Origin of the sequence: Rhizobium sp. H4 (genome assembly GCF_003013335.1) — a bacterium.
In the GTDB taxonomy this organism is placed as follows: domain Bacteria; phylum Pseudomonadota; class Alphaproteobacteria; order Rhizobiales; family Rhizobiaceae; genus Rhizobium; species Rhizobium sophoriradicis.
In genome coordinates this window covers 79,534-104,901 of the sequence record NZ_PSOW01000006.1, presented here as the reverse complement: position 1 = coordinate 104,901, position 25,368 = coordinate 79,534, and the positions used below count along the sequence as shown (strand labels likewise).

24 protein-coding genes and 1 other RNA gene are annotated in these 25,368 nt (G+C 61.7%); 15 read left to right on the top strand and 10 right to left on the bottom strand.

The genetic code is table 11. The features are described from left to right. Positions 1–12 precede the first annotated feature (12 nt). Complete coding sequence (locus C4N04_RS11150; RefSeq protein ID WP_096763460.1) at positions 13–2,346, bottom strand: EAL domain-containing protein; 2,334 nt, start codon at positions 2,344–2,346, stop codon at positions 13–15. A 212-nt stretch (positions 2,347–2,558) separates the two neighbouring features. Between C4N04_RS11150 and C4N04_RS11145 the strand changes: the two genes are divergently transcribed. The 7 genes from C4N04_RS11145 to C4N04_RS11115 all read left to right on the top strand — a co-directional run bounded on the left by C4N04_RS11145 (position 2,559) and on the right by C4N04_RS11115 (position 12,319). Next, on the top strand, positions 2,559–3,947 hold the full coding sequence (locus tag C4N04_RS11145) for a dipeptidase (RefSeq protein ID WP_096763461.1): 1,389 nt from the start codon (positions 2,559–2,561) through the stop codon (positions 3,945–3,947). A 384-nt stretch (positions 3,948–4,331) separates the two neighbouring features. Then, the gene (locus tag C4N04_RS11140; protein ID WP_106796046.1) at positions 4,332–5,021 is read left to right on the top strand and encodes an SH3 domain-containing protein; all 690 of its coding nucleotides are present in this window, start codon (positions 4,332–4,334) and stop codon (positions 5,019–5,021) included. A gap of 487 nt (positions 5,022–5,508) precedes the next feature. Beyond that, positions 5,509–5,730: a hypothetical protein gene (locus C4N04_RS11135; RefSeq protein ID WP_077995101.1), complete on the top strand. Its 222-nt coding sequence runs from the start codon at positions 5,509–5,511 to the stop codon at positions 5,728–5,730. A gap of 262 nt (positions 5,731–5,992) precedes the next feature. Then, positions 5,993–8,317, top strand: coding sequence for a transglycosylase domain-containing protein (locus tag C4N04_RS11130; RefSeq protein ID WP_077995071.1), 2,325 nt, complete (start codon positions 5,993–5,995; stop codon positions 8,315–8,317). Between the two features lie 338 nt (positions 8,318–8,655). Then, positions 8,656–10,572, top strand: a complete 1,917-nt coding sequence (gene dnaK, locus C4N04_RS11125; RefSeq protein ID WP_038686106.1) for a molecular chaperone DnaK — start codon at positions 8,656–8,658, stop codon at positions 10,570–10,572. A gap of 85 nt (positions 10,573–10,657) precedes the next feature. Further along, positions 10,658–11,785 (top strand): molecular chaperone DnaJ, encoded by a 1,128-nt coding sequence (gene dnaJ, locus C4N04_RS11120; protein ID WP_064681576.1) that lies wholly within the window; start codon positions 10,658–10,660, stop codon positions 11,783–11,785. Positions 11,786–12,118: 333 nt separating this feature from the next. Continuing rightward, on the top strand, positions 12,119–12,319 hold the full coding sequence (locus C4N04_RS11115) for a hypothetical protein (protein ID WP_004672628.1): 201 nt from the start codon (positions 12,119–12,121) through the stop codon (positions 12,317–12,319). A gap of 117 nt (positions 12,320–12,436) precedes the next feature. On the opposite strand, the gene C4N04_RS11110 is transcribed toward C4N04_RS11115, so the two are convergent. After that, complete coding sequence (locus tag C4N04_RS11110) at positions 12,437–12,805, bottom strand: helix-turn-helix transcriptional regulator (protein ID WP_106796045.1); 369 nt, start codon at positions 12,803–12,805, stop codon at positions 12,437–12,439. 399 nt (positions 12,806–13,204) lie between these two features. On the opposite strand from C4N04_RS11110, the gene recF reads away from it, so the two are divergent. Genes recF through C4N04_RS11095 form a run of 3 tightly spaced genes read left to right on the top strand, consistent with a single transcriptional unit; the run spans position 13,205 to position 15,635 of the window. Then, positions 13,205–14,329, top strand: coding sequence for a DNA replication/repair protein RecF (gene recF, locus C4N04_RS11105; protein WP_106796044.1), 1,125 nt, complete (start codon positions 13,205–13,207; stop codon positions 14,327–14,329). Beyond that, a complete protein-coding gene (locus C4N04_RS11100; RefSeq protein ID WP_106796043.1) occupies positions 14,326–15,150 on the top strand; it encodes a molybdopterin-synthase adenylyltransferase MoeB in 825 nt (274 codons plus the stop codon). The genes recF and C4N04_RS11100 overlap by 4 nt, the downstream gene beginning before the upstream one ends. Next, positions 15,147–15,635: a GNAT family N-acetyltransferase gene (locus C4N04_RS11095; protein ID WP_106796042.1), complete on the top strand. Its 489-nt coding sequence runs from the start codon at positions 15,147–15,149 to the stop codon at positions 15,633–15,635. The genes C4N04_RS11100 and C4N04_RS11095 overlap by 4 nt, the downstream gene beginning before the upstream one ends. Positions 15,636–15,641: 6 nt before the next feature. Here C4N04_RS11095 and C4N04_RS11090 read toward each other — a convergent pair whose 3' ends face one another. Then, entirely contained in the window at positions 15,642–16,643 is a 1,002-nt protein-coding gene (locus C4N04_RS11090; protein WP_106796041.1) for a D-glycerate dehydrogenase, read from the bottom strand. A 184-nt stretch (positions 16,644–16,827) separates the two neighbouring features. Here C4N04_RS11090 and C4N04_RS11085 point away from each other — a divergent pair, with 184 nt between their 5' ends. After that, positions 16,828–17,367 (top strand): SH3 domain-containing protein, encoded by a 540-nt coding sequence (locus tag C4N04_RS11085; RefSeq protein WP_038692129.1) that lies wholly within the window; start codon positions 16,828–16,830, stop codon positions 17,365–17,367. Here C4N04_RS11085 and C4N04_RS11080 read toward each other — a convergent pair. Continuing rightward, on the bottom strand, positions 17,360–18,352 hold the full coding sequence (locus tag C4N04_RS11080) for an adenosine kinase (RefSeq protein ID WP_106796040.1): 993 nt from the start codon (positions 18,350–18,352) through the stop codon (positions 17,360–17,362). The genes C4N04_RS11085 and C4N04_RS11080 overlap by 8 nt on opposite strands. A gap of 418 nt (positions 18,353–18,770) precedes the next feature. Here C4N04_RS11080 and C4N04_RS11075 point away from each other — a divergent pair, with 418 nt between their 5' ends. Then, positions 18,771–19,718: an AEC family transporter gene (locus C4N04_RS11075; protein ID WP_106796039.1), complete on the top strand. Its 948-nt coding sequence runs from the start codon at positions 18,771–18,773 to the stop codon at positions 19,716–19,718. A gap of 66 nt (positions 19,719–19,784) precedes the next feature. Here C4N04_RS11075 and C4N04_RS11070 read toward each other — a convergent pair whose 3' ends face one another. Then, on the bottom strand, positions 19,785–20,348 hold the full coding sequence (locus C4N04_RS11070) for a cytochrome c family protein (protein WP_038686084.1): 564 nt from the start codon (positions 20,346–20,348) through the stop codon (positions 19,785–19,787). Positions 20,349–20,500: 152 nt separating this feature from the next. Here C4N04_RS11070 and C4N04_RS11065 point away from each other — a divergent pair, with 152 nt between their 5' ends. Beyond that, positions 20,501–21,247, top strand: coding sequence for a 3-deoxy-manno-octulosonate cytidylyltransferase (locus tag C4N04_RS11065; protein WP_038686082.1), 747 nt, complete (start codon positions 20,501–20,503; stop codon positions 21,245–21,247). Positions 21,248–21,370: 123 nt separating this feature from the next. Then, the gene (locus tag C4N04_RS11060) at positions 21,371–22,225 is read left to right on the top strand and encodes a prephenate dehydratase (protein ID WP_004672645.1); all 855 of its coding nucleotides are present in this window, start codon (positions 21,371–21,373) and stop codon (positions 22,223–22,225) included. 23 nt (positions 22,226–22,248) lie between these two features. Here the strand turns inward: C4N04_RS11060 and C4N04_RS11055 are convergent, their stop codons facing one another. The 5 genes from C4N04_RS11055 to C4N04_RS11035 all read right to left on the bottom strand — a co-directional run bounded on the left by C4N04_RS11055 (position 22,249) and on the right by C4N04_RS11035 (position 25,151). Next, positions 22,249–22,617 (bottom strand): VOC family protein, encoded by a 369-nt coding sequence (locus C4N04_RS11055; protein ID WP_009996075.1) that lies wholly within the window; start codon positions 22,615–22,617, stop codon positions 22,249–22,251. 134 nt (positions 22,618–22,751) lie between these two features. Beyond that, positions 22,752–23,012 (bottom strand): hypothetical protein, encoded by a 261-nt coding sequence (locus C4N04_RS11050; RefSeq protein WP_077995076.1) that lies wholly within the window; start codon positions 23,010–23,012, stop codon positions 22,752–22,754. Positions 23,013–23,084: 72 nt separating this feature from the next. Beyond that, positions 23,085–23,780, bottom strand: a complete 696-nt coding sequence (locus C4N04_RS11045; RefSeq protein WP_010054335.1) for a YafY family protein — start codon at positions 23,778–23,780, stop codon at positions 23,085–23,087. 4 nt (positions 23,781–23,784) lie between these two features. Then, complete coding sequence (gene nudC / locus C4N04_RS11040; RefSeq protein WP_077995077.1) at positions 23,785–24,744, bottom strand: NAD(+) diphosphatase; 960 nt, start codon at positions 24,742–24,744, stop codon at positions 23,785–23,787. Beyond that, positions 24,741–25,151 carry an HIT family protein gene (locus C4N04_RS11035; protein WP_077995078.1) on the bottom strand — a complete coding sequence of 137 codons (411 nt, stop codon included), beginning with the start codon at positions 25,149–25,151 and terminating at the stop codon, positions 24,741–24,743. The genes nudC and C4N04_RS11035 overlap by 4 nt, the downstream gene beginning before the upstream one ends. Before the next feature lie 89 nt (positions 25,152–25,240). Here C4N04_RS11035 and ffs point away from each other — a divergent pair. Further along, positions 25,241–25,337, top strand: an RNA gene (gene ffs / locus C4N04_RS11030) — signal recognition particle sRNA small type. The last annotated feature ends 31 nt before the right edge of the window (positions 25,338–25,368 follow it).

Genomic DNA, 25,368 nt, shown 5'->3' with positions numbered 1-25,368 from the left:
ATGCGACATGCATTAGGCTGTCGAGGACAGGAGGCTTTCGCGGGCAGCGAGCTTGGTGCTCGGCTCGACATCCGGTCTGCCGAGCAAAAACCCCTGTACCTGTGCACAGCCTTCTTCGACGACGATCTGGCGCTGCGTCTCGGTCTCGACGCCCTCGGTCACCACTGGCATGCCGAGACTGTGACCGAGGCCGATGATCGCGCGCACGATCGAACGCGCCGCCGCGTCATGCTCCAGCATGCCGGTGAAGCTGCGGTCGACCTTGATCTTGTCGAAAGGGAAGGTTCGCAGGTTCGAAAGCGAGGAAAAACCGGTGCCGAAGTCGTCCATGACGATATGAACACCCAGACTGCGCAGACGCTGCAGCGTGGCCATCACCCGGTCGCGATCCCGGATGAGAGCGGCCTCGGTGATCTCGATTTCCAGCCGGCCGGGCGCAAGCCCGGTTTCCTTGAGGATGGCCTCGATCCGCTCGCAAAGGTTTGGCAGCATGAACTGCACCGGCGAAACGTTGACGGCGATGGTCAACGGATTCGGCCAGCGCGCGGCCTCCTTGCAGGCCTGCTGCAACACCCATTCGCCGAGCTGGACGATCGAGCCGCTTTCCTCGGCGATCGGAATAAAGATATCCGGCTCGCTCAGGCCGTGGCCCGGACGGTTCCAGCGCATCAAGGCCTCGTAACCGCTGATCTCGCCGCTCTGTGCATTGAGAACCGGCTGATAGCTGACATGGATCTGATTGCGGGTGATGGCGTGGCGCAGTTCGCTTTCGATCTGGCGGCGGGCTCGCGTCGCCTCGTCCATTTCCGCATTGAAGAAACAGGCCTTGCCGCGACCACCGTGCTTGACCCGATAGAGTGCGATATCGGCGTTATTGCAGATCTCGTCCGGATCGCTTCCGTCGGCCGGGTAAAGGGCAATACCGAGGCTGACGCCGACGGCGGTCGGGTCGCGCGCCATGTCCATCTCGGCGGCGAATTCGTCGAGGATCGCGGCTGCGAGCTTCTGCGCGGCCGCCGGTTGCTGTCCGGCGGACTGAATGATGGCAAATTCATCGCCGCCGAGACGGGCGATCGTATCGCGTTCGTCGGCCACGCGACGCAGGATCGAGGCGACTTTGCAAAGAATGCGGTCACCCTCGGCGTGGCCGAAGATATCGTTGACGGTCTTGAAGCGATCGAGATCGATATAGAAGAGAGCAACCTCGCTGTTCTTCCCCTTGGCCATCTGCAGTGCCTGGCGGATGCGCTTATCGAACAACGACCGGTTTGGAAGGTCGGTGAGAACATCGTGGTGGGCGAGGTGCTCGATAATCTCCTCGGCCTGTCTTCGCTCCGTAAGATCGCGCACCGCCAGCACGTCGCAGTTGTGGCCGCGATAGACGATCCTGCTCGTGTTCACTTCGACGGCGATCTCCCTGCCGTTTCTGGTGTTGAGCAGCGTCTCGCCGGGCCCGTTCTGTCCCTGGAGGGCGGTTAAGACAATGGACGGCGCCTTGCCCGAGAGATCCGCAAGCTTCCAGCCGGAAAGTCCCTGAAAGCGTTCGTTGGTATCGATAATCCTGCCTTCCCGCAGGATCAGCAATCCTTCCTGCGACGCATTTGCCAGCCCCCTCAGATCCGTCAGGTGGCTTTCGACAAAGACCAATGAAATAGCGATCAGAATGAGAGCCGTGGCCGCCACCACGACGATTGCGGCCAGCAGGCTGGTATCCAGCACCGTTGCCGGAACCTCTTTGCCGGGATCCGGCACGAGTGTGATGCTGGCCATCGAAATAAAGTGGAGGGCGCAGATCGCAAGGACGAAGGTGACCGACGAGACGAAGAGCCGTCTCAGTCCCTTCAACTGGAAGAAGGCGTGGAAGGCAATGCTCGACAGCAGCGCCCCCGCGAGTACCGCACTCAACGTCATGTACGGATCGTAGAGGATGTCAGCCTGTGTCTCGATCGCCTGCATGCCGGTGAGGTGCATCGAGGCGATGCCGAGCGCCATCAAGACTCCGCCTTGGAAGCGCGAAAAATTGCCTCGGCTTCGCGAAGCGACGAGGATTGCCGCCCACGAACCGACAACCGACAAGAGGAAGGAAAGCGCCGTCAGGCCGAGCTGGTAGCTGATCGGCATGCCGCCGTCATAGGCCAGCATCGCGATGAAATGAGTTGCCCATACGCCGGTGCCGAAGGCGAAAGCCGACGCGCCGATCCAAAGCTTGCGACGCCCGGCATCGCATTCCCCGGCGCGGGAAAGCGGCAGCATCGCTGCCATCGCGCCGATCAGGCAGACCGCGGCCGCCGCGAGCACCAGCCGCCAATCGTGATAGTCGCGAATACAAGTAATGACCGAAAACATCTCGCCCCTCGTACAGCTGAATTCGGTCACGTTAGTTTGGTTGTGCTAAATAACTGTAAATTGAATTAGGATGTTCTTCTATACATCTAGCAAATCTTCCCGACGCTGATCCAGATCTGCTCACCTCCGCCGCGCCCAGTTTTGCTTTTTCCGCCTCGCTTGCCCTGCTGGTTTGGTCTATCGTCCGGCCAAATTTCAAAAAGGAGTCGAAAATGACGGATGTACAACAGGTGCTTGCACGCGCGGATCAGAACCTTTCCTCGAGTCTCGAAAAGCTGTTCGAGCTTCTGCGCATCCAGTCGATTTCCACCGATCCCGCCTTCAAGGCGGAATGCCGCAAAGCCGCCGAATGGCTGGTCGCCTATCTCCAGGGAATCGGCTTTTCCGCTTCGGTGCGTGACACGCCCGGCCATCCGATGGTGGTCGCCCACCATGTCGGGGCATCCGCCGACGCGCCCCATGTTCTGTTCTACGGCCATTACGACGTGCAGCCGGTCGATCCGATCGAGCTTTGGGAAAACGATCCCTTCGAGCCGTCGATCAAGGATATTGGCGAGGGCCGCAAGATCCTGACCGGCCGCGGCACATCCGATGACAAGGGCCAGCTGATGACCTTCGTCGAAGCCTGCCGCGCCTATAAGGAGATCAATGGCGCGCTTCCCTGCCGCATCACCATTCTCTTCGAAGGCGAGGAAGAATCGGGCTCGCCGTCGCTGAAACCTTTCCTCGAAGCCAACGCCGCCGAGCTGAAGGCCGATTATGCGCTTGTCTGCGATACCGGCATGTGGGACCGCGACACGCCGGCCATCGCCGCGGCGCTGCGCGGCCTCGTCGGCGAGGAAGTGGTCGTGACGGCCGCCGACCGCGACCTGCATTCCGGTCTGTTCGGAGGGGCTGCAGCAAATCCGATTCATATTCTCGTCGAGGCGCTTGCCGGCCTGCGCGACGAGTCCGGCCGCATCACGCTTGACGGTTTCTATGACGGCGTCGAGGAAACGCCCGACAACATCAAGGCGTCATGGGAAACGCTCGGCAAGAGCGCGGAAAAATTCCTCGGCGAAGTCGGCCTTTCCATTCCCTCCGGCGAGAAGGGCCGGTCGGTGCTGGAGCTGACCTGGGCGCGGCCGACCGCCGAAATCAACGGCATCTGGGGCGGATATACCGGCGAAGGCTTCAAGACGGTGATCGCCGCCAAGGCTTCGGCAAAGGTTTCGTTCCGGCTCGTCGGTACCCAGGATCCGACCGCCATCCGCGAGGCCTTCCGCAACTATGTCAGGTCGAAAATTCCGGCCGATTGCTCGGTCGAATTCCATCCGCATGGCGGCTCGCCGGCGATTCATCTCTCCTATGACTCGCCGCTGCTGACCAAGGCAAAGACCGCGCTTTCCGACGAATGGCCGAAACCCGCCATCGTCATCGGCATGGGCGGCTCGATCCCGATCGTCGGCGATTTCCAGAAGATGCTCGGCATGGAATCGCTGCTCGTCGGCTTCGGCCTCAGCGACGACCGCATCCATTCGCCGAACGAAAAATACGAGCTTGTCTCCTATCACAAGGGCATCCGCTCCTGGGTGCGGATTCTTCAGGCCCTTGCCGCCTGAGAGAGACTGACGCGTCGCAGCACGAATAATCGCGACAACAAAAAGGCCGGTTCAAACCGGCCTTTCGTTATCCGCTCGTCTCAGTGCCAGTTCATCCGTGGTCAAGGAGCAAGCGGTATTGCCATGAGACTGCCTTCGAAAGGTTAACGAGCGGTTAACGACACCTGCACAAGCATTTCCGCATCGAGAACGCCATATCGCATCACAAAATCCCCCTCGTTCAAGCTGCGTTCATCGCGAAGTCAGTATAACCTTTTGAAAGACAAGGAAAATGGTGACGCCCTAACAAATGCCGGCGATCGCTCTATCTTTGCGCATATGGCATATGCCGCAAACAAGCGCAGCCAAGCGCTGCCGAAAACACGCCAACCAGGAGTGAGAAGCGTGAAAAACCTCATCGTCAAGATCGCCGCGGCCGCGCTGCTTGTGCTGGCTCCGGCAATAGTACAGGCCGCCGAGGGCTACTCGACGGCGAATGTCAACATGCGTGCGGGACCAAGCACGCGCTATCCCGCCGTCGCAGTCATCCCCGCCGGCTCTTCGGTCGAAATCCGTGGATGTCTTTCCAACGTCAACTGGTGCGACGTCGAATTCTACGGCGGCCGCGGCTGGGTTTCCGGGCAGTATGTGCAGGCCGTCTACCAGCAACGCCGTGTCTATGTCGGTCCGCAATATTACCGTCCGCTGGGCATTCCGATGGTTACGTTCAGCGTCGGCAATTATTGGGACCGCTACTACCGCGGCCGCGATTTCTATCGCGAGCGTGACCGCTGGAGCCGCGGCCCGGACTACTATTACCGCGACCGCGACTACCGGGACCGGGATTACCGGCCGCGGGAGTATCGGGATCGGGATTACCAGGCCCGCGAGTATTGGGATCGTGACCGCGACCGGCGCGACGACGCCCGCAGGGAGGAACGCCGCAGAGAGGTCCGCAGGGATGATGACAACAGGAGTTCGAATTTCCGTGATCTGCCGCAGTTCAGGGGCGGAAAGGCCGATACCTACAACCGCCCGGATCCCAGGGCTTCGCCCTTTGTCTGCCGTCCGGGCGATCCGTCCTGCGACAACTGAAATATCGAGGGCGGCAGCAATGCCGCCCTCTCTGCATAGACGGGTCCAATGCGACAGCAGTGCCAGAAAAAAAGCCCGGCGCTCCTTGGGGGGATGCACCGGGCCTGATGTCGATCGGCCGCGTTGAGGGGAGACGGCCGATCTAGGCGGGACGTGAGGGGGTGTCCCGCTGCTCAATAAACAATCGTCGAGCCTATTGGTTCCACCCTGCGCATAATTCCTTAAATCAGAAATCGCATTTGCTCGATGCAACGCGTCGTTGGTATTTGTGCATGCCGGGTGTGGCCGCAAGGGCGATCCGAAACGGGCGCGATCTGCCGGCCTCAGCGCGAGTGACGAAGGCAGCGCGGCAGCGGCTACGTTGGTCCGCGCGAGGTTATAGGCAATTTGCTGTGAGTATAGCCTGCCGCTCTTGTTTTGCCGGGTTGCTTATAGCAATTTTGCGGAATTGCGGATCGATTCTGATCCGTTCGAGGCTGGAACCCTGATGACGCAAGACTACCTGGCTTTCTTCGGGCTGTTCGGCCCTCGGGCGGCCGCCACGGACGTTGCCGTTTGGCATAGATACAACCCCATCCTTCCCGTACGCCTGACTGATGGGGCCAGCCTCAACCCTTCCGGCCAGATCTGGCGCCGCTTTCATCTCGGCGAGTGGGAATATAAGCAGGATCCGGAAACGCCTGACGATTACGAGGCCCGCCAATATTGAAGAGACGATTTAACGGGAGGCGGCGCGACGCCCTCGTTTGCCGCCCTTTAACACCCCGTTAAATCGCCGCAATTAAAGTTCAACCGGATGATCGCGTCGCCCGCTGCGTCGTTCCTTGAACCGGAATCGGTTGAAGGCAAAATCACGCAGCCCTTCAAAGTGCTACAGCGTTCTTGCGCGTCCGGAAAGACACGCGGCGCTGCAGGGGCGCCGTTATGCGAAGTGGGCTTCGCGATCGAACAGGGGATGCGACCGGTCGGCGATGGCAGGCAGAGGCAGATCAAGCGACAGAATAGAACCGTCCTTCAGCGGCCGCCCGGCCCGCGACGATGACGAATTTTCGCTGGATGCCGATGACCGCGTCATCGGCAGCAGATCGGCGCGGCGCGGCGGTTCCAGGCCGCCACCGCAGCGTCCCGCCCGCCAGCGGCGGCGCGAGCCGCGCGAGCTTGAAGGCGGCGGCTTTTTCAGCTTTCTGCGCCGTGTGGTCTACTGGTGCGTCGTGCTGTTCATCTGGGCCGGGATCGGCGTTGCCGGGCTTGTTGTCTATTATGGTTCGCGCATGCCGAGCGCCAGCACATGGGCGATTCCCGAGCGGCCGCCGAACGTCAAGATCACCGCCGTCGACGGCAGCGTCATTGCCAATCGCGGCGCCACCGGCGGCGAGGCGTTGTCGCTCGAAAACATGTCGCCCTATATTCCCGAAGCCGTCATCGCCATCGAAGATCGGCGTTTTTATTCGCATTTCGGCGTCGATCCGCTCGGTCTCGGCCGGGCGATCGTCACCAATTTCACGGCCGGCCATATGGTGCAGGGCGGCTCGACACTGACGCAGCAGCTCGCCAAGAACCTCTTCCTCTCCCCGGAAAGAACGCTGGAGCGCAAGGTGCAGGAAGTGCTGCTCGCCCTGTGGCTGGAGCAGAAATATACCAAGGACCAGATCCTTGCGATGTATCTTAACAGGGTGTTCTTCGGATCGAACGCCTATGGCGTCGAGGCGGCGTCGAGGCGCTATTTCAACAAGTCGGCGCGTGATGTGAACCTCGGCGAGGCCGCCGTGCTGGCCGGCCTGCTCAAGGCGCCGTCGCGGCTTTCGCCGGCCCGCGACGCGGACGCCGCGAATGCACGCGCCCAACTCGTGCTCGCGGCGATGCGAGAGCAGGGCTTCATCACCGATTCCGAGGTCAAGACCGCGATGTCGCAGACCCCGGCTTCGGCCAAGAGCTACTGGTCGGGGGCCGGACACTACGTCGCCGACATGGTGATGGATCAGCTGCCGGGCCTGATCGGCGACATCAAGGAAGACGTCATCGTCGATACGACAATCGACAAGTCACTGGAAAAGAAGGCCGAGCAATCGCTGGTCGATGTGCTCGACAAGGAAGGCGGCAAGCTCGATGCCTCGCAGGCCGCCCTCGTCTCGATCGACGGCACCGGCGCGATCCGGGCGCTGGTCGGCGGCAAGGACTATGCGACGAGCCAGTTCAACCGCGCCGTCAAGGCCAAGCGCCAGCCGGGATCCTCGTTCAAGCCTTTCGTCTATGCCGCAGCGCTGGAAAAGGGACTGACGCCCTTTTCGGTGTTCAACGACGCGCCGATCCGCATCGGCGACTGGACTCCGGAGAATTACGAGAAGAAATACAATGGCGAGGTGACGCTCGCCACTGCGCTTTCCAAGTCGCTGAACACGGTTGCCGCTCAGCTGGTAATGTATGACGGGCCGGACCAGGTGATCAAGCTCGCCCACCGGCTCGGCATCGAAAGCGAGCTGCAGCCGAACGCCTCGATTGCGCTTGGGACATCCGAAGTGTCGCTTATGGAACTCACCGCCTCCTATGCCGCCTTCATGAACGGCGGCTACAAGGCGACGCCGCACGTCATCCGCCGGGTGACGACCGCAGACGGCAAGGTTCTTTACGAAAACACCTATGACAGCCCGCCGCGTGTGATGTCCGAGCAGATCGCCGCGCAGATGAATGCGATGATGATGGGCGTCATCGACAACGGCACCGGCAAGAGCGCCAAGATCCCCGGCTGGCAGGCGGCCGGAAAGACGGGCACGACCCAGAATTCACGCGACGCGCTCTTCGTCGGCTTCACCAGCAACCTCACGACAGGCGTCTGGTTCGGCAATGACGACGGCAAGCCGATGAAGAAGGTGACCGGCGGCGGCCTGCCGGCCAAGGCCTGGAAGGAATTCATGATCGCCGCCCACAAGGGTCTTTCGCCGGCGCCGCTGTTCGGCAACGGCCAGCTGATCGGTGATCCCAACGGCCAGCCGATGGCGCAGACGGCACCGGACGGCGGGCAGCCGGTCACCGCCGAGGTGCCGCCGCCCACGACGATCGGCGGCATCATTTCCGGCGTCTTCGGCGGCAACGAGAATGCCAACCGCTACCCGCAGGCGCCTGTACGGCAGCCGACGGCAACAGCCGGAAATGGTCCGATTCCGCCTGCCGACGTTGCCGAAGGTAATGGCGGCGGGTACGGAAACGTGGTGCCGCCCGGCGATGTCGGGGCGCCGCAAACGACCTCCTCCGTGCAGCCGCGACGCACCACCCTGCTCGATCTGATCATGGGCCAGTGAGAACCTTGCGGCATGCCCGGTGCAAGCCCGATCCCTTAATGTGCAGCGCGTTCTTTCAGTCGCAAAACCGCTGTCCATTCTGCGGGACGTACTCAGAAATCAGCCGCTTTCCCGATATGGACGGACCTCTTTCCCGGCGACCGGCAAAATTGAAGGCAACACATTCGTTTTGCTGGATTCCGGGCTATTTCCCGCCTTGCAGTCCAGAAAACCGCTCCTTATATACGCCGCATCACCGCAATCACGATTGCGTAATCTTAAGTAGGCCCATCCCGTAAGGGGCTGTCAGGGAAATGCCTTCTGGGGGTTCCGACAGCTTGCTTCAAGGAGAGAATGACATGGCAAAAGTAATTGGTATCGACCTTGGAACGACGAATTCCTGCGTCGCAGTCATGGACGGCAAGGACGCGAAGGTCATCGAGAATGCGGAAGGTGCGCGCACGACCCCTTCCATGGTGGCCTTTTCCGATGATGGCGAACGCCTCGTCGGCCAGCCGGCCAAGCGCCAGGCGGTCACCAACCCGACGAACACGCTCTTTGCGGTCAAGCGCCTGATCGGCCGCCGCTACGAAGATCCGACCGTCGAGAAGGACAAGCATCTCGTCCCCTTCAGCATCGTCAAGGGCGACAATGGCGACGCCTGGGTCGAAGCCAATGGCAAGGGCTACTCGCCCGCACAGATTTCCGCGATGATCCTTCAGAAGATGAAGGAAACCGCCGAATCCTATCTCGGCGAAAAGATCGAGAAGGCCGTCATCACCGTTCCGGCCTATTTCAACGACGCGCAGCGCCAGGCAACCAAGGATGCCGGCAAGATCGCCGGTCTTGAAGTGCTGCGCATCATCAACGAGCCGACCGCTGCCGCGCTCGCCTACGGTCTCGACAAAAAAGAAGGCAAGACGATCGCCGTCTACGACCTTGGCGGCGGCACCTTCGATATTTCGATCCTCGAGATCGGCGACGGCGTCTTCGAAGTGAAGTCCACCAACGGCGACACCTTCCTCGGCGGTGAAGACTTCGACATGCGTCTCGTCGAATATCTCGTTGGCGAATTCAAGCGCGACAACGGCATCGACCTGAAGAACGACAAGCTTGCCCTGCAGCGCCTCAAGGAAGCTGCCGAAAAGGCCAAGATCGAGCTGTCGTCCTCGCAGCAGACCGAAATCAACCTGCCGTTCATCACCGCTGACGCTTCCGGCCCGAAGCACCTGACGCTGAAGCTGACCCGCGCCAAGCTCGAAAGCCTGGTCGACGATCTCGTCCAGCGCACGATCGCGCCCTGCAAGGCAGCCCTCAAGGATGCCGGCGTCACCGCCGCCGAAATCGACGAAGTCGTTCTCGTCGGCGGCATGAGCCGCATGCCGAAGGTGCAGGAAGTCGTCAAGCAGCTGTTCGGCAAGGAGCCGCATAAGGGCGTCAACCCGGATGAAGTCGTCGCCCTCGGCGCCGCCATTCAGGCCGGCGTTCTGCAGGGCGACGTCAAGGACGTCCTGCTCCTCGACGTCACCCCGCTGTCGCTCGGCATCGAAACGCTCGGCGGCGTCTTCACCCGTCTGATCGAACGCAACACGACGATTCCGACGAAGAAGAGCCAGACCTTCTCGACCGCCGAGGACAACCAGCAGGCCGTCACCATCCGCGTTTCGCAGGGCGAGCGTGAAATGGCTGCCGACAACAAGCTGCTCGGCCAGTTCGACCTCGTCGGCCTGCCGCCGTCGCCGCGCGGCGTACCGCAGATCGAAGTGACCTTCGACATCGACGCCAACGGCATCGTCCAGGTTTCGGCCAAGGACAAGGGCACCGGCAAGGAACAGCAGATCCGCATTCAGGCTTCGGGCGGCCTCTCCGACGCCGACATCGAGAAGATGGTCAAGGATGCCGAGTCGCATGCAGCTGAAGACAAGAAGCGCCGCGAGGCCGTGGAAGCCAAGAACCAGGCCGAAAGCCTGATCCACTCGACGGAAAAGTCGCTGAAGGATTACGGCGACAAGGTCTCCGAAGCCGACCGCACTGCGATCTCGGATGCGATCGCCGCGCTGAAGACTGCTTCGGAAGCCTCCGAACCGGATGCTGACGACATCAAGGCCAAGACCCAGACGCTGATGGAAGTGTCGATGAAGCTCGGCCAGGCGATTTATGAAGCACAGCAGGCCGAAGGCGGCGCTGCTGCCGATGCCTCCGCGGAAGGCGGCGACAATGTCGTCGACGCCGACTACGAGGAAATCAAGGACGACGACCGCAAGAAGTCCGCGTAATCCGCGGCGGCGTGGTAATGCTTCAACACCTGATCCGGCTGCTCACCATGGCAGCCGGAAATCCATTTCCGGGGTTTAATCCTTAATGGCAAAAGCGGACTTTTACGAAACTCTGGGTGTAGCCAAGTCGGCGGACGAGAAAGAGCTGAAGAGCGCCTTCCGAAAGCTGGCGATGAAATACCATCCGGACAAGAATCCGGATGACAAGGACGCCGAACGGAAGTTCAAGGAAATCAACGAAGCCTACGAGATGCTCAAGGACCCGCAGAAGCGGGCGGCCTATGATCGTTACGGCCATGCGGCCTTCGAACATGGCGGCATGGGCGGCGGTGGCGGCGGCTTTGCCGGCGGCGGCTTCTCCGACATCTTCGAGGATATTTTCGGCGAGATGATGGGTGGCGGACGGGCGCGCCAGCGTTCGTCGGGTGGGCGCGAACGCGGCGCCGATCTTCGCTACAACATGGAAATCACGCTGGAAGAGGCCTTTTCCGGCAAGACGGCGCAGATCCGCGTGCCGACGTCGATCACCTGCGACGTCTGTTCGGGGTCGGGCGCCAAGCCCGGCACGCAACCGAAGAACTGCGGCACCTGCCAGGGAACGGGGCGCGTACGCGCTGCCCAGGGCTTCTTCTCGATCGAGCGGACCTGCCCGACCTGCCACGGCCGCGGCCAGATCATTCCCGATCCCTGCCAGAAGTGCCACGGCCAGGGCCGGGTAACCGAAGAACGTTCGCTGTCGGTCAATATCCCTGCCGGCATCGAGGACGGCACGCGCATCCGCCTGCAGGGCGAGGGCGAAGCCGGGGCCCGCGGCGGCCCGGCGGGCGACCTCTATATCTTCCTGTCGGTGAAGCCGCATGAATTCTACCAGCGCGACGGCGCCGATCTCTATTGCGCCGTCCCGATCTCGATGACGACGGCGGCGCTCGGCGGCACTTTCGACGTGGCGACGCTCGACGGCACCAAATCGCGGGTGACGGTGCCGGAGGGCACGCAGGCTGGTAAACAGTTTCGCCTGAAGAGCAAGGGCATGCCGGTGCTACGGTCGGCGCAGACGGGCGACCTCTACATCCAGATCCAGATCGAGACGCCGCAGAAGCTGACCAAGCGCCAGCGCGAGCTGTTGCAGGAATTCGAGCAGATTTCCTCCAAGGAGAACAATCCGGAATCGACGGGCTTCTTTGCTAGGATGAAGGAATTCTTCGAAGGCTGAGTCGCAACCGGAATAGCCGTTTCGAAAGCCGGGCACGGAAACGTTCCCGGCTTTTTTGTCATGACGACCCGTTTTGGCACATTCGCATGGCGCGTCGGGCAGTTTGTGCCGCATTGAGACGGCAGCGGGATGAAAGTCGAGTTGCGTTAACGCAGCCGGATAATGGCGCTTGCAAGTTTTCCAAATGAATTCAGTCTCTGTCGTCAGCGCATAACCCGGAGATCGGAGCAGGTTTTCGAAGGATCAGGCGCAGATGGAATGATGGAGCGACCTTGGCCGTCCTTTCGGGCGCGGCGCTCTGTTCGGGGAATAACCAAAGCAAGAGTAACTGCCATGGCGCCAGCCTTCTCCTCTCAGCACGACGACGTCGACGTTCTCGCCGGCGCCATTTACACATGGTGCGCCGAGCGCAACATCAAGCTTCGCAGCCAACAGGGCCTTTCGATCGCCAGTATCGCGATTGACCTCTATCATGCCGGCCACCAGACGCAGGATGACCTGCTGACGGCGTTGCACGAGCGCGAATTTCATTGACGCTTTTTATCGAACGCGACGCGGCGCGTTTCGGCTTTCGCTGTTCTTGGGCTTGCCCGAAACGCGGAGCTTAAACAGATTGCAATGTCTGCGAGGAAGCCGATTTCCCGGCTCGATTCACGCGGCGGTTTCGGCAGCCTGCCCACTGCTTATGAGCGTGAGAATGGTTTTGACTGCTTCCTTGCCTGCCGGTGAATTCAGCTTGTCGTAACTCAGGGCAAGCGCATAGGCGTCAGGGCTGAGCTCGATGCGGCTGGCGAATTGCGGCATGTCGGCGCCCTCGAAAAGAACCGAGATCTCGACATCGAGAAAAACCGCGATCTGGTGCAGTTTGCTGGCGGAAACGCGGTTCGTCCCCTTTTCGTATTTCTGAATCTGCTGGAAGGTCAGTCCAAGGGCATCACCAAGCTCGAGCTGGGAAACCCGGCGAAGGGCGCGAAGCTGTCTTATGTTGCGACCAACGATAATATCAACCGGATCTGGCACTTCGTCATTCTTTCATACGCAAACGGTTCGTTTACCATAGCGTTTCCCTCGCATAACTCAACCCGTTAGTTGCAAAATTCAACCGACTTTTTCTGGGCATTACGTTACGTCAGCGGCCCCGGCAGAATGGGGCGGAGCCCTTATATCCAGGCGGTTTGAAAGCAATGACGAGGGCTGTCGGCGGCGACTGACGCGATGCCGATCGCTTCGACTCGGTTGTATTTTTTTGGGACACGCCGGAAAAAAGTACCGTACAGTTCCTGAATCTGGGCTCATTTACGCGAGCATGCGAAAATACCGCCCGGGTATTTTACGCGTGATCCGTGGCGGCCAAGCCGCAAGCCTTGCTATCGACGCCGCTTCGGCATAGCTGTCAGGCTTCACAAACCCGGACACGCGATGCCGCACAAGGTTTCTCTTTCCCGTCTGAAGCTGACAGACTTCCGTAACTATGCGGCGGTGAGCCTCACCCTCGATGGCCGGCATGCCGTGCTGACGGGAAACAACGGCGCGGGCAAGACCAATCTGATGGAGGCGGTCTCGCTGCTTTCGCCGGGCCGGGGGCTTCGCCGCGCCGCCTATGGCGATATTACCCGCGTCGGCGCAGCCGGCGGCTTTTCGATCTTTGCCGCGCTTGACGGCATGGAGGGTGAGGTCGAGATCGGCACCGGCATTGAAGCGGGGGAGGAGACCACCACCCGCAGGCTGCGGATCAACGGTACCGCGGCAAAAACCGCCGACGAACTGACAGACCATCTGCGTCTTCTTTGGCTGACACCGGCGATGGACGGCCTCTTTACCGGCGCCTCCTCCGACCGCCGACGCTTTCTCGACCGGCTGGTGCTGTCGCTCGATCCCGCCCATGGCCGCCGCGCCAGCGATTTCGAGCGCGCCATGCGCAGCCGCAACAAATTGCTGGACGAAGGCCGCTTCGACCCTTCCTGGCTCGCCGGCATCGAGGAGCAGATGGCAAGCCTCGGCATCGCCATGGCGCTCGCCCGACAGGAAATGCTCGGCCTGCTCACCCGGCTGATCGAGGAAAGGCCGGAAAACTCGCCCTTCCCTTCGGCATCGCTGCAGCTTTCGGGCTTCATGGACGGCCAGTTCTCTCGCCCCTCGGTCGATCTCGAGGACGAATATGCGGCGATGCTGGCGGAGAGCCGGTACCGCGACGCCGGTGCCGGGCGCACGCTGGACGGGCCGCACCGGGCCGACCTCATCGTCCACCACCGCGAAAAGGCAATGGAGGCGGAGCGTTGTTCAACCGGTGAGCAGAAGGCGCTGCTCGTCGGCCTGGTGCTTGCACATGCGCGGCTTGTCGGCAATCTCACCGGCCATGCGCCGATCCTATTGCTCGACGAGATCGCCGCCCATCTCGACGAGGGCCGCCGCGCCGCGCTGTTCGATCTCATCGACGGGCTCGGCGGCCAGGCTTTCATGACGGGCACGGATCGGACAATGTTTTCAGCGCTCGCCGACCGGGCGCAGTTCTTCACCGTTGCTGACGGAAAGGTGTTCGGATGAGCGAGGCGGCTTTTCCCGGCGTCGGGCGTCATGATAGCATCGCCGCCATGGAACCGCTCAGCCCCGACGAAATCGCCCGATATCACCGTCACATCCTGCTCCCCGAGATCGGCGGCGCCGGCCAGCAGCGGCTGAAGGCCGCCCGCGTGCTGGTGATCGGCGCCGGCGGCCTTGGGGCGCCGATCCTGCAATATCTGGCCGCCGCCGGTATCGGCACGCTCGGCATCGTCGATAACGACCGGGTGTCGCTCTCCAACCTGCAGCGCCAGGTGATCCATGATTCCGGCACGATCGGCGAATTGAAAACCGAAAGTGCCGCGCTCGCCATTGCCCGGCTCAATCCGCATGTGCGGCTCATCCGCTTCGAGGAACGTTTTGGCGCGGAGACCGCCCAGCGGCAACTCGCCGGCTTCGACCTGCTGATCGACGGTTCCGACAATTTCGACACGCGTTATGCCGCCGCCGACGCCGCCGAGGCGGCGCAGATTGCGCTTGTCACCGGCGCGGTCGGGCGTTTCGACGGTTCGCTGACGGTCCTCAAGCCCTATGAGACCAGCGACGACGGAACACCCAATCCCAGATATCGCGACTTGTTTCCGGAAGCGCCGCCGGCGGGCCTGATCCCCTCCTGCGCCGAAGCCGGAATCATCGGCGCGCTCACCGGCGTCATCGGTACGATGATGGCGATGGAGGCGATCAAGCTAATCACCGGCGCCGGCGAACCGCTGATCGGACGGCTGCTGCTCTACGACGCGCTCTCGGCCCGGTTCGACACGATACGCTATAAACGCCGCCGGGAAAGGCAAGGACAGACCCTATGACAATCATCCGCCTGGATCAGAACTTCACGCGCTGGGACGAACTGCTGGCGCTCATCCTCGCTGCCTTCGCCTCGATGAACGGCAGGATCGAACCGCCCTCTTCGGCGCTCAAGCTGACGACGGATTCGCTGGCCGAAAAAGCCGGAACCGAGATCGGTCATGTCGCCATCGAAAACGAAAAGCTGATCGGCTGCCTGTTCCTGCGGCCGGAGGCCGACTGTCTCTATGTCGGCAAGCTCGCCGTTCTCCCGGAGGCGCAAGGCAAGGGGCTCGGCAAGCGGCTGCTGGCAACCGCCGAGGCGACGGCGGCAGCGCTTGGCCTTGCCGCTTTGCGGCTGGAGACGCGCATCGAGCTCACCGAAAATCATGCCGTCTTTGGCGCCTGGGGTTTTTCGAGAACCGCCGAGAAGGCACATCCGGGCTTTGCCAGAACAACCTTCGTCGAGATGCGGAAGATGCTTGCGGCTCAGGCCCGCATCGTCTGACCGCACTCACCGCCCGGGCAGCACCCGGTTCGGCGGCCTGTGGCCGTCGATGAAGGTGCGAATATTGATGATCACCTTGTCGCCCATATCGATGCGGCCTTCGATCGTCGCCGAGCTCATATGCGGCAGCAGCACGACCTTGCCCTCGTTGGCGAGCTTGACGAGCTTCGGGTTGACGGCCGGTTCGTTTTCGAAGACGTCGAGGCCGGCGCCGGCGATCTTGCCCTCTCTCAGGCTTTTGATCAGCGCGCTTTCGTCGACCACATCGCCGCGCGCGGTGTTGACGAGATAGGCGGTCGGCTGCAGCAGCGCCAGGCGACGGGCTGAAATCAGATGGAAGGTTGCCGGCGTCGACGGGCAATTGACCGAGACGATGTCGACGCGGGCGAGCATCTGGTCGAGGCTTTCCCAATAGGTCGCCTCCAGCTCGTCCTCGACGGCCGGATTGACGCGCTTGCGGTTGTGGTAGTGGATCGAAAGGCCGAAAGACTTGGCGCGGCGCGCGACCGCCGTGCCGATGCGCCCCATGCCGACGATGCCGATGCGCTTGCCGTGAATGCGCCGGCCGAGCATCCAGGTGGGAGACCAGCCGGCCCACTCGCCCGGCTTGTCGGTCAGCACCCGCGCCCCTTCGCCGAGCCGTCTCGGCACCGCGAGAATGAGCGCCATCGTCATGTCGGCGGTGTCCTCGGTCAGGACGTTCGGCGTGTTGGTGACGGTGATGCCCTTGCGCGCCGCCGCCTCGACGTCGATATGGTCAGTGCCGTTGGAGAAGCTCGCAATCAGCTTCATCTGCGGGCCGGCCGCCTCGATCAGCGCCGCGTCGATGCGATCGGTGACGGTCGGCACCAGCACGTCGGCGGTCCGGACAGCCGCCATGAGCTCGGGCACGGAGCGCGGCGCGTCGTCGATGTTCAGCTCGGCATCGAAGAGTTCCCGCATTCGGGTTTCGACGGCATCCGGCAGCTTGCGGGTGATGTAGACCTTCGGTTTTTTCTTCGCTGTCATGGCTGCCTGCGGTGCCTTGTTCAGAGGTCTTTAACCAAGAGGGGTGATAATTTTCCCGTTCCGGGCAATTTCTACCAGACCCGCACGCGAAGACAAACAAAACTCGTGGTGCAGCCGGGGAATGTCACAGCCCGGACCGCGTGCAGGCGGGCCTGCCCGTGAATTCGAGCAAACGGATGCCTCCATGCGCAGCAAAGTCCTGAAGTCCTGCCTCGCCCTCGCGATCGCTCTGGCGGCATCGCTCGGCCCCGTCGAATTTGCCCATGCGCAGGCGGCCAAGGGACCGAGCGGCCTGCCATTGCCGCGTTTCGTCACGCTGAAATCCAAGCGTGTCAACCTGCGCATCGGCCCGGGAACCGATTACGCGGTTTCGTGGATGTATCTGAAATCCGGCCTGCCGGTGGAGATCATCCAGGAATACGACAACTGGCGCCGCATCCGTGATGCCGACGGCACCGAAGGCTGGGTCAATCAGTCGCTGCTCTCCGGCCAGCGTGCGGCGATCGCCGCACCCTGGATGAAGACGAAGGGCAAGGGCATCTTCGTCAATCTGCGCCGCGAGGCGCAGCCCTCCGCCTCGATCATCGCCAAGCTGGAACCCGGCGTGATGCTGACGATCGGCGAATGCAACGGCGACTGGTGCCGCGCCGAAACCGACGGCGCCACCGGCTGGGTGGCGCAATCGGAAATCTGGGGCGCCTATCCCGGCGAAGCCTTCAAATAAGCCCTGCCTTCTTGGCGGCCTCGTTGAGCGAGGTCATCGGGCGCGGGCCGATCTGCTGGATGACGATGCCGGCAGCGAGGCAGCCGAGCTTGCCACAATCCTCCAGGGACCGTCCCTGCGTATAGCCGTAGAGGAAGCCGGAGGCAAAAAGGTCGCCGGCGCCCGTCGTGTCCACAACTTCCCTGATCCGGATCGCATCGACGTAATAACGCTCGCGGCCCTTCAGGATGACGGCGCCATTCTCACTCATCGTCACCGCGGCGATCTTGCAGTCCGCGGCAATCCTGTTCAGCGCCTCTTCGAAGTCTTCGGTCTGGTAAAGCGACAGCGCTTCCTGGCGATTGGCGAAGACGATATCGACCGTGCCGGAGCGCATCAGATCGAGGAATTCGCCGCGATAACGGTCGACGCAGAAACTGTCGGACAGCGTCATCGACATTTCGCGGCCGTTTTCATGGGCGATGCGGGCGCAGTCGCGAATAGCCTCCTTGGCGCGCGGCGGATCCCAGAGATAACCTTCGAAATAGGTGACCTTGGCGTCGGCAACGACATCGGCCTCGACGTCCTCAGGGCCAAGTTCGACGCAGGCGCCGAGATAGGTATTCATCGAGCGTTCGCCGTCTTCGGTGACGAAGATCATCGAACGCGCCGTCGGCGGGAAAGTGCCCTTGGGACGCGTCTGATAGTGGACGCCCTGGGCGCGAATGTCGTGGGTGAAAATGTCGCCGAGCTGATCTGCGGCGACATTGCCGAAATAGGCAGCCTTGCCGCCGAGGTTGGCAACGCCGGCCGCCGTATTGCCGGCGCTGCCGCCGGAGGCTTCGAGTGCCGGCCCCATGCGCGAATACAGAAGTTCGGCGCGCTCGGCATCGATGAGGTTCATCGCCGCCTTGGTGATCTTGTTATCAATGAGGAACTGGTCGTCGCAGCGGGCAATGATATCCACGATCGCGTTGCCGACTGTCAGAACATCGAATCTTGTCATGAAATGGGGAGTCCCGGATTTGTGATAGCCGGGGTTCGGTCTTAGCGAAATTTCCGCGGTTTGGAAGGATAAATGGTGAATGGCGTCTCTATTCTTCGCAAAAGTGCCGCTTATTCGTCATGTCCCTGTCATTTTCGAGACCTACAAATGCTCGCAAGAAGACCGGCATGAGCAGCTTTCAGTTGCAGCCGGGCGACGAGGGATGATCCCTTCGATCTTACCGGCGCGGTGCTGACCACGGATGAACTGGCAGCCTCGCGATCCGGATATCCGGCAAGGCCGGAACGGAAAAGCGGGCCATGCCCGCTTTTTTTGCGTCCGGATGCAGTCCATCTGCGGCCGGGTGCCGATTGCGTTTTCAACGCAGGCCTTTTGCTGCTAGACCTCGGATACTCCTCCCCGCAGAGCATCCTCCCTTATGTCAGCCATCATTCTCGACGTCCTTCCCATCTTCATCCTGATCCTCATCGGCTGGGTAATCGTTCGCAGCGGCTTAATGGCATCGAATGTCGGCGACGCGCTCAGTGAATTCGTCTTCAAGATTGCCGTGCCGCTATTGCTCTTCCGCACCATCGCCGAGGCGGATTTCCATGGCGCTTCGCCCTTCCGGCTCTGGATCGTCTATTTCTCCGGCGTCGCCATCACCTGGACGGCCGGCCATATCGCCGCCACGCGCCTCTTTAACCGCGACGAACGGATCGGCGTGCTGGCCGGCGTTTCCTCGGCCTTCGCCAACAACGTCTTCATCGGACTGCCGCTCGTCCAGCGGACCGTCGGCGACGAAGGGCTGGTGGCGTTGTCGATCCTGCTTGCCGTGCATCTGCCTGTCATGATGGTCGCCGGCACGGTGTTGATGGAGCACGCGGAACGAAAGATCGCCGGCAAAAGCGACCGCAGCATGGTCTTCGTGCTTCGCCAGATCGCCATCAATCTCATCCGCAATCCGCTGGTGATCGGCCTTGCGGCCGGCATGGCCGTGCATCTTTCCGGCCTCACCATGCCGACTGCGGTGGCATCGGTCGTCGGCCAGATCGCCGGCATAGCCGGTCCGGCGGCGCTGATCTCGCTCGGCATGGCGCTGGAGAGATACGGCGTCTCCGGCAATCTCGGCATCGCCAGCGTTACCTCGAGCCTCAAGCTGCTGCTGCTGCCCGGCTGCGTCTGGGCAGCGAGCCGTCTCCTCGGTCTCAGCCCCGAATGGACGGCGGCGATCGTGCTGACCTCCTCCGTGCCGACAGGCGTCAATGCCTGGCTGATCGCCAATCGTTTCGGCGTCGGCCACAGCCTCGCCGCCTCGACGATCTCGGTGACAACAGCGCTCGGGGCTATCACCGTGTCGCTCTGGGCCTATTTCCTCGGCGCCTGAGTAGCTCTCGACAACAAAAGCCCGGCTTGCGGCCGGGCTTCCATGTCGTGCGCGTATGTTGCGGCCTTACTGCGTCGCGGCATTCGGATCCGGCAACGGAACCGGCGAATCGGCGAGCGTGTGCAGGTAGAGGATGACGTTGGCGCGATCCTGATCCTTGGTCAGGCCGGCAAAGCCCATGGCGGTGCCGGGAATGTCCTTCTTCGGCGCCAGAAGGAACTTGTTCAGATTTTCGAAGGTCCACTTCTCGCTGCCGCCCTTGGAGAAATCCTTCATGGCGGAGGAATAGGCGAAGCCTTCATGCCCGGCGATCGGGCGATCTACGACAGCAAAGAGGTTAGGACCGACCTTGTTCGGCCCCCCTTTGGTGGCGTCATGACAGGCCTGACACTTCTTGAAGACCGCTTCACCGGCCTTGGCATCTGCAGAAGCGAGCAATTGCGCAATCGGAACGGCAGCGGCCGGCGCAGCTTCGCCACCGGCGGCGGGGGCCTCTTCGGCGACGATCGCGAAACCTTCCTTTTCCGGCGCTTCGGAATGGAAGATCCCCTCGGACGCGATGGAGACCGACATCAGAACGAAAATCGTTCCGAGCAGCGCCCCCACGGCCGTATTGACGTATGAATTCATCTGCAATGCTCCCCTTGCAGCCGGCAGACCAAACCGGACCATCTTGAAATCGCGCGGAACCTATGTCTTTTGACTGATCGTTGCAACTGTCTAAATGGTCTTATGCGTGAGACTTTTTGACACTTTTTAGCCCGGAATAGAAGGCCCGAACCATGAGTTTAGACGAGGTGCTCGTATTGATCCCGGCGCGCATGGCCTCCACCCGGCTTCCGGGCAAGCCGCTCGCCGATATTTGCGGCCGGCCGATGATCGTGCAGGTGGCGATGCGCGCCAAAGAGGCAGCCATCGGCCGCGTGGTCGTCGCCGTCGACGACCAACAGGTGTTCGATGCCGTTTCCGCCGCTGGCTTCGACGTCGTCATGACCAGCAGGGATCATCAATCGGGTTCCGACCGGATCTTCGAAGCGCTGACGAAAGTCGATCCCGCCGGCAAGGCGAAAATCATCGTCAATGTTCAGGGCGACCTGCCGACGATCGATCCGGAAACCGTGCGCGCGGCCCTGCGCCCGCTCGACAACGAGGCGGTCGATATCGGCACGCTGACGACCGAAATCGACAATGAGGAGGACAAGACCGCGCCGCACATCGTCAAGATCGTCGGTTCGCCGGTCTCAGATACCCGCCTGCACGCCCTCTACTTCACGCGCGCGACTGCACCTCACGGCAAGGGGCCGCTCTATCACCATATTGGCCTTTATGCCTATCGGCGTGCGGCGCTGGAGCGATTCGTCTCGCTCGGCCCGTCGACGCTCGAAAAGCGGGAATCGCTCGAGCAGTTGCGGGCGCTGGAGGCCGGTATGCGCATCGACGTGGAGATCGTTGACACGGTTCCGCTCGGTGTCGATACTCCGGCCGACCTTGAAAAAGCGCGGCGCATCCTCTCCGCCAGAACAGGATGATTTTAGGCTCGGTTGGCCTAAAATCTGAATCCTGTTCTCAATTAAAGAATTAGAGCATGATGTCGTCCGAAAACCGCTCACACTTTTCGGCATCATGCTCTAAGTCGAACTGACGGAACCATCATGAACATCAAGACCAACAGGATCGCCTTTCAAGGCGAGTTCGGCGCCAATTCCGACATGGCCAGCCGCGACATGTTTCCGACCATGGAGCCGCTGCCCTGCCAGACGTTCGAGGATGCGTTCACCGCGGTCGACAACGGCGACGCCGATATCGCCATGATCCCGATCGAAAACACGATCGCCGGGCGCGTCGCCGACATCCATCATCTGCTGCCGGAATCGCGGCTGCACATCATCGGCGAATATTTCATGCCGATCCGCTTCCAGCTGATGGTGCTGCCCGGGGTGACCAAGGACGAGATCCGCACGGTGCACAGCCATATCCATGCGCTCGGCCAGTGCCGCAAGATCGTGCGCGCCCATGGTTGGAAGCCTGTCATCGCCGGCGATACCGCAGGCGCTGCAAAACTCGTCAAGGAAACCGGCGATCGCTCGATGGCCGCGCTCGCGCCGCGTCTTGCCGCCGATCTCTACGGGCTGGAGATCGTCGCCGAAAATGTCGAGGATACGGAAAACAACGTCACCCGCTTCGTCGTGCTGTCGCGTGACGAGGAATGGGCGCAGCGCAATTCGGCTGAGGAGAAGGTCGTCACCACCTTCGTCTTCAACGTCCGCAACATTCCGGCCGCGCTCTACAAGGCGCTCGGCGGCTTTGCCACCAACAACATCAACATGACGAAGCTGGAAAGCTACCAGCTCGGCGGAAAATTCGTGGCGACGCAATTCTACGCCGATATCGAGGGCCATCCGAACGATCCGAACGTTCGCCGGGCCTTGGAGGAACTGCGTTTCTTCTCCGAGAAGGTGCGCATCCTCGGCGTCTACAAGGGGCATGCGATGCGAGGCCTGCTCTAAGCAGGCCCCGTCCATTCAGGCTATTATTTATCCGGCTCGCAGACGCGCAGCCGATGCCCGTCCGGATCGAGCACCACGAAGGTCGGGCCAAAATCCAGCTCCGTCAGTTCCTGGGCAATCGGCAAACCCCGTTGGCGCCAGTCTTCATACTGCCTGGCGACGGCATTTTCCCCCGCCACCATGAAGGCCACTTCGCCGCGGTTGCCGATGGCGGAGGGCTGCGGCTCGACCTTGCTGCGCCGCCAGAGGCCGAGCGTGAAGCCGCCGTCGAGCGGGAAGGCGACGAAATTGGGGGCTTCCACGGCCGGTTCGCGGTTCAAGAGATTCCGGTAGAAGCTGGCGCTTTCGCCGGGATCCTTGACGTAGAGGATAATCAGATTGGGGCTGCTCATTTCGGTTCTCCTGTTGCTGCCAATTGGGGCACCGCGAGAGATCGCCTGCTGCCAATTCATGGCAGCAGGAAGCTGAGCGCGCTGCGAAAGCACGCCCCGTCCTCGACCGGCGGTGTGGATAATGATCGGATAGTCTAAAGCGAAAAACGGCTCTCGCGGCGCGGGCCGCGTCCATCCATGAAGCCGAGGTCGCGCTTGCGGCAATCCGGTGCAGCCTCGAGATCGAGGCTGGTGTGGTTTGCACTGCGAATCCGAAAGATGTTCATGACCAGGCGCAGAAGGCCGGAGTGCGCGGGCTGCCCGACATCGGCGAAGGTTTCGGCCGAAATGACATCGGCAAAGGCGTCAACTGCAAAACGGTCGCTGGTCTGGCGGATGAATGAAGACGTTGCCATGATCGGTACTCCTTTCTTAGTGGATTGAGACTGATCATAACGCCAACTGCTGACAGTTTATGGCAGCAGCGATCACCTCTCGATCGGCACGTCCTGCGTCTCGCGCCACTCCTTGAGAAGCACTGTGCGGCGGCGCGGATAACGCACCTCATGCAGTGCCATGTCGATGATGCGATCGGTGCGGAAATGGCGAAAATCCTGGCGCAGCTCGCACCAGGCCATGAGGACGCGCACGTGCTCGAAATAGCCGAGCGCGAAAGGCCAGACCCGGCGGCGCGAGATCCGGCCCTGCTCGTCGCCGTAATGCAGTTCGAGAATACGCTCCAGGCGGATCGCCCTGCGGATGGCCGAGACATCCGCGCTGTCCTCATCCCGGCGTTTGGGGCCGACGAAGAGAGCGGCCGAATCGATCATGTCGCGCATGTCGTCCGGCAGAACGGCGGCGATCTTGGCCAGAGCGTCGGCGCCGGCACCGGCAAGACGCGGTTCAGCGGCGCGGGCGACCCAGCGCGAGCCGAGCACCAGTGCCTCGAGCTCCTCCTCGGAAAACATCATCGGCGGCAGCATGAAGCCGGGCTTCAGCACATAACCGATGCCGGCTTCGCCTTCGATCATCGCGCCCTGGGCCTGCAGGCTGGCGATATCGCGATAGAGTGTCCGCAGGCTGACGCCGGTCTCCTGAGCGAGCACGGTGCCGGTCACCGGCCGCCGATAACGCCGAAGCGTCTGGAGCAGCGTCAGGAGCCGTTCCGAACGGGCGACGGGCATGGCACTAGCGCTTCCACTCCACCCAGTCGCGCATCAGGCGATGAGCGATCGCTCCTTTCGGCGGCGATGCCTTGCCATTGGCGCCGGGGCGCTCCAGCATTTCGAGCGTCTCTTCGCGAGTGAACCAGCGGCAATCCTCGAGCTCCGTCTCATCCCGTTTGATCTCGGTGGATTTCGCCTCGGCGTAACAGCCGATCATCAGCGAATGCGGCATCGGCCAGGGCTGCGAGGCGTGATAGCGGATGCGACCGGTGCGGATGCCCGATTCTTCCAGCGTTTCGCGGCGCACCGCATTCTCGATGGTCTCACCCGGCTCGACGAAGCCGGCAAGACAAGAATACATGCCGGGCGAAAAATGCGGGCTGCGGCCGAGCAGGCAGAGGTCGCGGCTCTCATCGATCGTCAGCATGATGACGACGGGATCGGTGCGGGGAAAGATCATGTGCTCGCAGGCGGCACAGACACGCTTGTAACCGCCGATATGAATCTCCATCGCCGAGCCGCAGCGGCCGCAGAAGCGGTTGTCGCCGTTCCAGCGGATGAGGCTTGCAGCCTGGGCGAATTCGCCAAGCAGCACCTCATCGATCAGCATTTCGCGAAACAGCGTGCGGCCGTCGGCGGGCTTGTATTGGCTGGCGAGATCCTCGACGTCGATGCCGACGGGCACGGCAAGGCGCGGCTCGCCTGATTTGCGGTAGCCGAGAAGCACCGTCTCATCCCAATCCGGCTGCAGTTCCTGCAGCTCGTAGCGGGCAAAGAGCGGATCGAGCACCTGGCCGTCATGCTTCAGCACCAGCTTGTCCCTGGCGAAGGCGAAGATATGCGTGCCTTCCCTGGCTAGCGCCTTTTCGACCGACTGTTCGTCGCGATGTTCGGAATCGCGATTGAGGTCGTTGGCGGCAAAGGCGGTGAGATTGCTGGGTTCCGGATGCGGCACGTCCGAATCGAAAAGCGAATGACTCATGATGAAAGGGCTTCCCGCAGCTTCGCTATGAATTCGTCTCTCTTCCCGTCCTCGTAGGGCTCAGCTCGCCCGAAGCCCCAGACAGGACCCGGCCAGTTGGCATCGCCTTCGAAGCGGGCAATGACATGAACATGAAGCTGGCGGACGATGTTGCCAAGAGCCCCGACATTGATTTTTGTCGCCCCGGTAATCTGCTTGAGCGCTTTGGCGACGAGCTCCGTCTCGAAGGCGAGCAGCACCTGGTCGAGCGGCGTCAGCTCGAAGATTTCGGTGATATCGGCCCGGCGCGGCACGAGAATGAGCCAGGGCCAGCGGGCATCCCTCGACAATCTCAGATCACAGAGGCCTGTGACCATGACGCTGATGCTGTCGTTTTCCAGCCGGGGGTCAAGCGAAAAGCCGTTCAAGGGACATTCCTCCTGTCTTTTCCAACGACTAGCAGTTTTTTATCATGTTGGCTTGCTTTTGATGACGATATTGCCGATATGTGCATCCGGGAGGTTGGTGGTGGACGAGCCACTCGCCAACCGGGTCAGGTCCGGAAGGAAGCAGCCCTAACGAGCCCGGCACGGGTCATCGTGCCAGCCTCCCACCTTCTCTTTACGAAGTGCCCGACGATCCGGG

Bases quoted from the DNA above. Each gene is read 5' to 3' on its own strand.
- C4N04_RS11150 (WP_096763460.1), bottom strand. From the start codon at position 2,346: ATGTTTTCGGTCATTACTTGTATTCGCGACTATCACGATTGGCGGCTG.
- C4N04_RS11145 (WP_096763461.1), top strand. From the start codon at position 2,559: ATGACGGATGTACAACAGGTGCTTGCACGCGCGGATCAGAACCTTTCC.
- C4N04_RS11135 (WP_077995101.1), top strand. From the start codon at position 5,509: ATGACGCAAGACTACCTGGCTTTCTTCGGGCTGTTCGGCCCTCGGGCG.
- C4N04_RS11130 (WP_077995071.1), top strand. From the start codon at position 5,993: ATGGCAGGCAGAGGCAGATCAAGCGACAGAATAGAACCGTCCTTCAGC.
- dnaK (WP_038686106.1), top strand. From the start codon at position 8,656: ATGGCAAAAGTAATTGGTATCGACCTTGGAACGACGAATTCCTGCGTC.
- dnaJ (WP_064681576.1), top strand. From the start codon at position 10,658: ATGGCAAAAGCGGACTTTTACGAAACTCTGGGTGTAGCCAAGTCGGCG.
- C4N04_RS11115 (WP_004672628.1), top strand. From the start codon at position 12,119: ATGGCGCCAGCCTTCTCCTCTCAGCACGACGACGTCGACGTTCTCGCC.
- recF (WP_106796044.1), top strand. From the start codon at position 13,205: ATGCCGCACAAGGTTTCTCTTTCCCGTCTGAAGCTGACAGACTTCCGT.
- C4N04_RS11100 (WP_106796043.1), top strand. From the start codon at position 14,326: ATGAGCGAGGCGGCTTTTCCCGGCGTCGGGCGTCATGATAGCATCGCC.
- C4N04_RS11095 (WP_106796042.1), top strand. From the start codon at position 15,147: ATGACAATCATCCGCCTGGATCAGAACTTCACGCGCTGGGACGAACTG.
- C4N04_RS11090 (WP_106796041.1), bottom strand. From the start codon at position 16,643: ATGACAGCGAAGAAAAAACCGAAGGTCTACATCACCCGCAAGCTGCCG.
- C4N04_RS11085 (WP_038692129.1), top strand. From the start codon at position 16,828: ATGCGCAGCAAAGTCCTGAAGTCCTGCCTCGCCCTCGCGATCGCTCTG.
- C4N04_RS11080 (WP_106796040.1), bottom strand. From the start codon at position 18,352: ATGACAAGATTCGATGTTCTGACAGTCGGCAACGCGATCGTGGATATC.
- C4N04_RS11075 (WP_106796039.1), top strand. From the start codon at position 18,771: ATGTCAGCCATCATTCTCGACGTCCTTCCCATCTTCATCCTGATCCTC.
- C4N04_RS11070 (WP_038686084.1), bottom strand. From the start codon at position 20,348: ATGAATTCATACGTCAATACGGCCGTGGGGGCGCTGCTCGGAACGATT.
- C4N04_RS11065 (WP_038686082.1), top strand. From the start codon at position 20,501: ATGAGTTTAGACGAGGTGCTCGTATTGATCCCGGCGCGCATGGCCTCC.
- C4N04_RS11060 (WP_004672645.1), top strand. From the start codon at position 21,371: ATGAACATCAAGACCAACAGGATCGCCTTTCAAGGCGAGTTCGGCGCC.
- C4N04_RS11055 (WP_009996075.1), bottom strand. From the start codon at position 22,617: ATGAGCAGCCCCAATCTGATTATCCTCTACGTCAAGGATCCCGGCGAA.
- C4N04_RS11050 (WP_077995076.1), bottom strand. From the start codon at position 23,012: ATGGCAACGTCTTCATTCATCCGCCAGACCAGCGACCGTTTTGCAGTT.
- C4N04_RS11045 (WP_010054335.1), bottom strand. From the start codon at position 23,780: ATGCCCGTCGCCCGTTCGGAACGGCTCCTGACGCTGCTCCAGACGCTT.
- nudC (WP_077995077.1), bottom strand. From the start codon at position 24,744: ATGAGTCATTCGCTTTTCGATTCGGACGTGCCGCATCCGGAACCCAGC.